Annotated in this window: 5 protein-coding genes and 1 pseudogene; 4 read left to right on the forward strand and 2 right to left on the reverse strand. The window is 70.2% G+C overall.

The annotated features are described in order from the left end of the window. The first annotated feature begins 1 nt into the window (after position 1). The 4 genes from Q0283_RS16570 (at position 2) to Q0283_RS16585 (ending at position 3,656) form a co-directional block, all read left to right on the forward strand. The gene (locus tag Q0283_RS16570; RefSeq protein WP_183528650.1) at positions 2–439 is read left to right on the forward strand and encodes a MarR family winged helix-turn-helix transcriptional regulator; all 438 of its coding nucleotides are present in this window, start codon (positions 2–4) and stop codon (positions 437–439) included. Positions 440–529: 90 nt separating this feature from the next. Beyond that, the gene (locus Q0283_RS16575) at positions 530–952 is read left to right on the forward strand and encodes an organic hydroperoxide resistance protein (RefSeq protein ID WP_183528652.1); all 423 of its coding nucleotides are present in this window, start codon (positions 530–532) and stop codon (positions 950–952) included. After that, positions 952–1,434, forward strand: a complete 483-nt coding sequence (locus Q0283_RS16580) for a glutathione peroxidase (protein WP_183528654.1) — start codon at positions 952–954, stop codon at positions 1,432–1,434. The genes Q0283_RS16575 and Q0283_RS16580 overlap by 1 nt, the downstream gene beginning before the upstream one ends. Positions 1,435–1,544: 110 nt before the next feature. Next, on the forward strand, positions 1,545–3,656 hold the full coding sequence (locus Q0283_RS16585) for a BCCT family transporter (protein ID WP_298045690.1): 2,112 nt from the start codon (positions 1,545–1,547) through the stop codon (positions 3,654–3,656). A 120-nt stretch (positions 3,657–3,776) separates the two neighbouring features. Here the strand turns inward: Q0283_RS16585 and Q0283_RS16590 are convergent, their stop codons facing one another. After that, positions 3,777–5,186, reverse strand: a complete 1,410-nt coding sequence (locus Q0283_RS16590; protein ID WP_183528658.1) for an MFS transporter — start codon at positions 5,184–5,186, stop codon at positions 3,777–3,779. A 19-nt stretch (positions 5,187–5,205) separates the two neighbouring features. Then, positions 5,206–5,562 (reverse strand): annotated as a pseudogene (locus tag Q0283_RS16595) (MBL fold metallo-hydrolase); the annotation flags it as partial.

Here is a 5,562-nt window from a genome sequence, read left to right on the forward strand (position 1 = left end):
CATGAGCTCCGCCACGGCACCGAACCTGCACCTCGAGGACCAGGTCTGCTTCGCCCTGTACTCCGCGGCCCGGGCCGCCCAGCAGGCCTACCGCCCCCTGCTGGACGAGCTGGGCCTGACCTACCCGCAGTACCTCGTGCTGCTCGTGCTCTGGGAGCAGGACGGGCTGACCGTCACGTCCCTGGGCGAGCGCCTGCACCTGGACAGCGGCACGCTCTCGCCCCTGCTGCGCCGGCTGGAGGCCCACGGGTTCATCGCCCGCGAGCGCGCCGACGTCGACTCCCGCCGGGTGCTCGTCAGCCTGACGCCCGCCGGTGATGCCCTGCGCGAGCGGGCGGCGGACGTCCAGCGGTGCCTGCTGGAGGCGGTCACGCTGGCTCCCGCGGAACTCCTGGCGCTGCGGGACCTGTCCCGGCGCTTCGTGAGCGCCGGAGCCTGAGGGCCCTCCGCCCGCGCGAACGGCGTCCGTCCCCGGGCGATCCGCGCCCATTCCCGATCCACCCCCTATCCATCCACCGAAGGAGATCCCATGAAGACGATCTACACCGCAGAGGCCCTGGCCACCGGCGGCGGCCGCGACGGCCACACCCGGACCGCCGACGGCACCCTGAGCCTGGACCTGGCCGTGCCGAAGGAGATGGGTGGCACCGGTAACGGTGCGAACCCCGAGCAGCTGTTCGCCGCCGGCTATGCGGCCTGCTTCCACTCCGCCCTGCAGATGGTCGCCCGCCAGGCCAGGAAGGATCTCGGCGAGTCCAGCGTGGGTGCCCGGGTGGGCATCGGCCCCAACGACGCCGGCGGGTTCGGCCTCGAGGTGACCCTCGAGGTGGTCATCCCCGGGCTCCCGCAGGACGAGGCCCAGGAACTGGCCGATGCGGCCCACCAGGTCTGCCCGTACTCCAATGCCACCCGGGGCAACATCGACGTCCACGTCACGGTGGTGCAGGACTGATGAGCACCCTGCACGACTTCACGGCCCGCACCGCCGCGGGTGCCGAACAGCCGCTGTCCGCATACACCGGCCAGGTGGCCGTGGTGGTCAACACGGCGAGCAAGTGCGGCCTGACCCCTCAGTTCGAGGGTCTCCAGGAGCTCTACGCGGAGTACAGGGACCGCGGGCTCGTGGTGCTGGGCTTCCCGTGCAACCAGTTCGCCCACCAGGAACCGGGCACCGACGCCGAGGCCGGCGAGTTCTGCCAGCTGAACTACGGCGTGGAGTTCCCCATGTTCGGCAAGGTCGAGGTCAACGGCTCCGGCTCCCATCCGGCGTTCGCCTGGCTGCGCCAGGAGACGTCCGGTCTGCTGGGCGATGCGATCAAGTGGAACTTCACGAAGTTCCTCATCGGCCGGGACGGCCGCGTGATCGAGCGCTTCGCCCCCACGACGGCGCCGGCCAGGATGCGCGGGGCGATCGAGGAGGCGCTGGGGACATAGTCCAACGGAGGGCCGGCGTGGGCCGGATCACGGTGCCCGGATGGTGACCGAGCAGGCCTGTTAGCCTCACCGAGTCCCTGATCCGTCCGTCCCGCCCCGAAAGGCGATACATGTCCTCCCCCGTTTCCGGGCCACCCCACACACTGTCCGACGACTCGAGCGCCGGTACTCCGCCGCCGCCCCGTGCGAAGATCCTCAAGCCGGTCTTCATCCCCGCGGCGGTGATCATCATCGGCCTCGTCGTGGCCTCGATCGTCTTCGCCAATGTGGCCGGTGACGCCCTCACCGAGGCCACCACCGAGCTCAACGAGGCCATCACGAGCGGCGTCGGCTGGTGGTACGTCATCGCCGTGAACGCCTTCCTGGTGTTCGTGCTGTACTGCGCGATCTCCAAGGTGGGACGCATCCGGCTGGGCCGGGACGACGAACGTCCCGAGTTCGGCCTGCTGTCCTGGTTCCTCATGCTGTTCAGCGCCGGCATGGGCATCGGCCTGGTGTTCTTCGGCGTGGCCGAGCCGCTGTGGAACTACGTGGCGCCGCCCGGAGCCTTCGGGAACGAGCCGCTGTCCTCGGACGCCGCCCGCGAGTCCGTGGGCCTGATGATGCTCCAGTGGGGTCTGCACCCCTGGGGGATCTACGCCGTCGTCGGCCTGGGGCTGGCGTACATGTCGTTCCGCCGCGGCCGCCCGATGTCCGTGCGGTGGCTGCTGGAGCCGCTGATCGGCCGCCAGCGCGTGGAGGGCTGGATCGGCCACGCCATCGACGTCATCGCGATCGTCGGGACGCTGTTCGGTGTGGCCACCTCCTTCGGTTTCGGCGTCAGCCAGGTGGTCGACGGGATCGAGTTCTACGGCTGGATGGAGCGCTCCCCGGCGCTGGTCATCGGGCTGATCGCCGTGGTGACCCTCATCGCCACGTGGTCCGTGGTCTCCGGCGTGCACAAGGGCCTCAAGTGGCTGTCCAACTTCAACATGTCCCTGGCCGCCGTCCTGGCGCTGCTCGTGTTCGCCCTGGGCCCGACGATCTTCCTGCTGCAGTCCATCCCCGAGAACCTGGGCCAGTACCTGAGCCAGCTGCCGCAGACCGCCCTGCACGTCGGGCCGTTCTCCGAGGACAACTGGGAGGGCATCTGGACCATCGCCTACTGGGGCTGGTGGACGTCGTGGGCGCCCTTCGTGGGCATGTTCATCGCGCGTATCTCGCGCGGACGCACCATTCGCGAGTTCGTCGTGGGCGTCCTGCTGGCCCCCACCCTGGTCAGCCTGGTGTGGTTCACGATCTTCGGCAACACCGGCATCCTGTACCAGCAGACGGGCCGGGAGATCACGGTGGCGGACGCGGAGACCGGTGAGCAGACGGTGAACAGCACCACCGCCCTGTTCCAGCTGTTCGAGCACTTCCCGGCCGGCATGTTCCTGGGCATCCTGGCCATGGTCGTGGTGATCTTCTTCTTCGTCACCTCCTCCGATTCGGGATCCCTGGTGATCGACATGATGGCCCACGGCGGGGCGACGTCCACCCCGGTGGTGACGCGCGTGTTCTGGTCCGTCCTGGTGGGCGTGGCCGCGGCGGCCCTGCTCGTGGCCGGCGGCGACGTGGCCATGACGGCCCTGCAGACGCTGGCCGTGTCCACGGCGGCACCGTTCTCGGTGATCCTGGTGATCGCGTGCATCTCGCTGCTGCGGGCCTTCCGGCACGAGACGCTGTCCATGCCGCAGCACATCGAGGTCATCCTGCCGGAGGGCGAGGCGGCGGCCCAGACCCTGAGGACGGCCGGCGCGGTCGCCCCTGCGGGTGCGGCACCGGCGGGAGCGCCCCGGCGGGACGAGGCCGTCGAGCAGCTGGGGGCGGCCGCCGTGGACGCGGCCAAGCCGCACCGTTATGGCCGGGAGGTGTTCCGCGGCCTGGGCGGGGCGTCGATGTCCCTCAGCGGCCTGGCCACCGTGGTGCCGACCCCCGGGGACGAGCCGGACAAGCACATCATCTCCTACCGCCGGGTGCGGCCCAGCGAGATCACCGTCAACCCGCAGACGGGCGCCGCCGAGCTCGCGGACACCGCCGGTGATCCCCTGGCCGGCGAGACCTTCGACACCCCGGAGTTCGAGTCCTCCCAGGAGTACCTGGACCAGGGCGGGCACCACGATCCCGCCCTGGATGAGATGAGTGCGGACCTCGCGTCCGAGGACGACGACGCGGTCCGGGACGCCCCCGTGGGACGCTGACCGTCCGGGCCACCTAGCCCACCGCGCTCCGCTGACATGACGGCGGCGGCACCCCAGGGGTGCCGCCGCCGTCGTCGTGTCCCCGGCCGGCGCCAGCGCCTCCGGCCGGGGAACCGGGGTTCAGGAACGGACCGCGGTGTCCTCGGCCGGCGCGACGGCAGGAGCGGTGATCTCCGAGCCGGCGGCGGTGGTCCCGTCCAGTTCCTGGATGTCCTCCGTCGAGCGGTCACGGGCCGCCAGCAAGGACACCAGGCTCATGGCCGAGAAGGCCATCCACAGGCAGGCCACCAGCCACAGGGATCCGCCGCCGGCCATGACCAGGGCCGTGGCGATCATCGGGGTGAAACCGGCACCCAGCGTGGAGGCCAGCTGGTAGCCGATCGAGGTGCCGGAGTAGCGCACCGAGGTGGGGAACAGCTCGCCGACGAAGGCGCCGTACGGCCCCGAGGTGAAGCCCTGGATCACGGACAGGCCCAGGAAGATCGCCAGCATGAAGGCCACGGTGGATCCCATTTCCAACAGGGACATCACCGGGAAGGCGAGCGCGATGGCGGCCAGGTTGCCCCAGATGAGCACCTTGCGCCGGCCCAGGCGGTCGGAGAGCCGGGAGGCGATGATGATCATCAGGATGGTGGCCACGCCGCCGAGGGCCTTGATGTTGAGCACCTCGGTCTGGGCCAGCACGGCCTGCTGGACCGCGAAGGAGATGGCCCACGCACCCATCAGGCCCTGGGCCATCTGTCCGGACAGGCCCGAGCCGATGGCGATCAGCAGGGACTTGGGGTGCTCGCGGAACAGTTCCGCGGCGGGGACGGGGCGCTTCTTGGCCTCCACGGCCGTGGAGAGCTCCTGGAAGACGCGGGACTCGGAGACCTTCATGCGGATGAAGATCGCCAGGCCCATCAGCACGGCCGACAGGATGAACGGCACGCGCCAGCCCCAGTTGAGGAACTGGTCCTGCGGCAGCATGGACATCAGCGAGAGCATCAGCGTGCCGACGATCGTGCCGGCGGGGGCGCCCATGTAGGCGAAGGACGCGGCGAACCCGCGGGACTCCTTCTTGGAGTTCTCGAAGGCCAGCAGCATCGCCCCGCCCCACTCCCCGCCGACGGCGATGCCCTGGGCCAGGCGCAGGGACACCAGCAGGATCGGCGCCCAGACGCCTATCTGCTCGGAGGTGGGCAGCAGGCCGATGAGGGTGGAGGCGATGCCCATGATCAGGACCGTGCCGATCAGGATGGCCTTGCGTCCGATGCGGTCACCCAGGTGGCCGAACAGGAGGCCTCCGAGCGGACGGGCGACGTAGCCGGCGGCGAGGGTGCCGAAGGAGACGAAGAGTGCCGCAGCGGGATCGAGACCGGAGAAGAACACCTGGTTGAAGACGATCCCCGCCGCCGTGGCGTAGAGGATGAAGTCGTAGTACTCCACGGCGGTGCCCAGGAAGCTCGAGAAGAGGATCCTGCGCATGTCCCGCGGAGAGGCGTGGTAGGTGCCCGCCGGCGTCGCCGGGGTGGGTGGTGGAGTCGTCATGGGATGTCCTCGGTTCCTGTCAGAGGCTGAGCGTAGGAGTGCCGGCGGCCTGCAGCGACGGGGTGTCGCCGGTGCCGCCGAAGGGGATGACGTCGAGATCCTCGGGGATGCTGAGGGGGCCGTCGAACGTGGTGCGGGCCTCGTCCCAGGCCTCGGGCGGCGAGTAGCTGGGGACGAGGTGGTGGAGTGCCAGGTGCCCGACGCCGGCCACGGCGGCGATGCTGCCGGCCTCGGCCGCCGTGGTGTGGGCGCGGCGATGGTGGTCCATGGTGGCCTGCATCATCTCGGCGTCCGTGTACTGCGCCTGCAGGATGTCCAGGTTGATGGCCTCGTGCAGCAGCAGGCTCGCTCCCCGGGCCAGGCGCACCATGTTGGC

Source organism: uncultured Citricoccus sp., assembly GCF_937871995.1.
In the GTDB taxonomy this organism is placed as follows: Bacteria; Actinomycetota; Actinomycetes; order Actinomycetales; family Micrococcaceae; genus Citricoccus.

Excerpts from the sequence above, each read along its gene's own strand:
- Q0283_RS16570 (WP_183528650.1), top strand. The coding sequence starts at position 2 with ATGAGCTCCGCCACGGCACCGAACCTGCACCTCGAGGACCAGGTCTGC.
- Q0283_RS16575 (WP_183528652.1), top strand. The coding sequence starts at position 530 with ATGAAGACGATCTACACCGCAGAGGCCCTGGCCACCGGCGGCGGCCGC.
- Q0283_RS16580 (WP_183528654.1), top strand. The coding sequence starts at position 952 with ATGAGCACCCTGCACGACTTCACGGCCCGCACCGCCGCGGGTGCCGAA.
- Q0283_RS16585 (WP_298045690.1), top strand. The coding sequence starts at position 1,545 with ATGTCCTCCCCCGTTTCCGGGCCACCCCACACACTGTCCGACGACTCG.
- Q0283_RS16590 (WP_183528658.1), bottom strand. The coding sequence starts at position 5,186 with ATGACGACTCCACCACCCACCCCGGCGACGCCGGCGGGCACCTACCAC.